Annotated in this window: 2 protein-coding genes; both read right to left on the reverse strand. The window is 35.7% G+C overall.

Going from position 1 to position 2,076, the window contains the following annotated elements:
• Window positions 1–203: 203 nt before the first annotated feature.
• Window positions 204–1,334 carry a hypothetical protein gene (locus H6G76_RS36465; RefSeq protein WP_190711054.1) on the reverse strand — a complete coding sequence of 377 codons (1,131 nt, stop codon included), beginning with the start codon at window positions 1,332–1,334 and terminating at the stop codon, window positions 204–206.
• 75 nt (window positions 1,335–1,409) lie between these two features.
• Entirely contained in the window at window positions 1,410–2,051 is a 642-nt protein-coding gene (locus tag H6G76_RS36470; RefSeq protein ID WP_190711055.1) for a hypothetical protein, read from the reverse strand.
• Window positions 2,052–2,076: the final 25 nt, after the last annotated feature.

Raw genomic sequence — 2,076 nt, forward strand, 5'->3', positions numbered from 1 at the left:
CATCCAAGGGAAACTACAGTACACAACGTGTTAGATTTAACTCTCATTCTTCTGCTTAACTGTTTGTTACATACTTGTAAATTTTTCCGCCGACCTACTTAGAAGTGGCAGTGATTGTTGCTAACTTGTTCATTTTACACAGGGATGTTGTTCAGCAAATGTTAATCAACGGACTATTTTTATAGGGTTGATAACAACTAAGATTATTTTTTATTAGTTTTGTTATCTTTGTAGGTTTCGGTAGAGTAATTACCTGAAGCTCCTGCTTTATCAAGAAGTAAACAATTTCCTGATGAGCAAGGTTGAGAAAGTTTTATGTAACGATAAGTTAGACTGATTCCGATTAAAGTTATACTAGCAAGAGCCACAGCCATGATATTTCTGGGCTTATTAAAATTACCGATCCAATCTTGATGAGATGGCTGCTGATTTTTAATTCCAAGTCCCTCAAAGGAAATTTTGGTGGATTCTGATGGAACTTCGACAGGTTGGGAAGTTGTTTTTACCTGCGGCTTTGGTAGTAATTGGTCAATGAAATTTTGGAAATTTTGCAGCAGATTTGACCATAAATCTGGAATTATTGGGGAGCGGTCTTGGATTAAATTAAGTTGATCGGCTTGAGCTAACTCCCAAACGAGCGATAAAATTGGAGCCGCTGCACCTCTTGGATCGAGTTTTGCACTATTTCTTGTGCGAGCAATCGGAATCATTGAATAAAATGTTTGATATTGGGCTTTAACAGCATCCAGACGGGAAGTTAATGGTTGAAGAAGTTGCTGAAGATCTTTGCTGAGGCGGTCTGATTTCAGCAAATCACATTTAGTCATGATTAAGACAAAGGGATAATGGCGATCATGTAGGTAAGCTACACTAGCGATCGCCATTACTTGTTTGATAATCTCTTCCAATAACTCGATATATGCTTTACCCTTGCATACTAAAGCATAGGCATCAATAAATACACAGCAACCATCTGAGTTAGAAACCATTGCGCGAAAATCACTATTGTGAATTGTGCAAATTTCACCAGGTATATCTGACCACGAGAAATTACATACAGTTTCAGTCCCCCACCAAGAACGGCGATTAAGACTAAAGCTAAAATTAGTGATTTTCATCGTCGCAGGTGGATAGTGAGCAGTCTCAGAAATATAACGGAGAATGCTATCTATATTTTCTTGCACTTGACCTTCAGTGCAATCAAACCACATATTCTGCTTTTGCTTGGTTTGATAATCAGTATGTAACTCTGCATAGCTGCCAGCTAGGAACACTGTTTTGCCAACGCCTCTGTGACCAATACTGAGTAAGTTAAATGTTGGTGCGGAATTCATTCTTCTTTTCCTACAGTTTTTAAAGGACTAAACTTATTGACCTGAGGTATATATTGTTTCTTTTGAGCTATTTCATCAACAAAACCCAGTAACATAATCACCACTGCAACAATGCTCGCTGTCAGCAAAAACATTACTAATTGCACTAGTACTTTTTTCTCGAAACTCTTCTAAGACTTCAGTTGCTTTATGTTTAAATTTATCTTCAATTACTTCTGATGAGAGCTTAGGTGAATTGTCAACTAAACTGGCAAACTTGAGTTCTTCTTCAAAAGCTTTTAATTCTCTAAAAGCTTCTTCTTTCATCTCTTTGTTGAGAAAAACATCAGTATTATGTTCGCCACGAAGCTGGTAAACGATTCGACTAACTATGAATTGTTTAGATAAATGCTGAACTAATATTGGCACAACAATTAGTGACAAAATAAAAGTAATAGCAGTTTTTGTTTTAGTGCTAGAGCTATGAAAATCATTGATAACCTCTGCTTCTGCTTGTGGTTTTAATTCTAATTTAATTCTGTTAATTGTTCTCCCAATTGATCTGGGTAAAGGAGACATTTTTTGAGCTTTAAATTCAAAATTATTAATATCTTTAGTAGGTAATAAGAACTGGTTATTACTTTTATTTGATGAACTTGTTTGGCTCTCCCAGACTAGATATGATAAATTAGTAGCAGAAATACCAATTGAGTAGAATTCTTCTTCTAAAATTATCAAAGTTAGTTAAACCATAAGCTCTTCT

The organism is Nostoc sp. FACHB-152, assembly GCF_014697475.1.
Lineage (GTDB): Bacteria > Cyanobacteriota > Cyanobacteriia > Cyanobacteriales > Nostocaceae > Nostoc_B.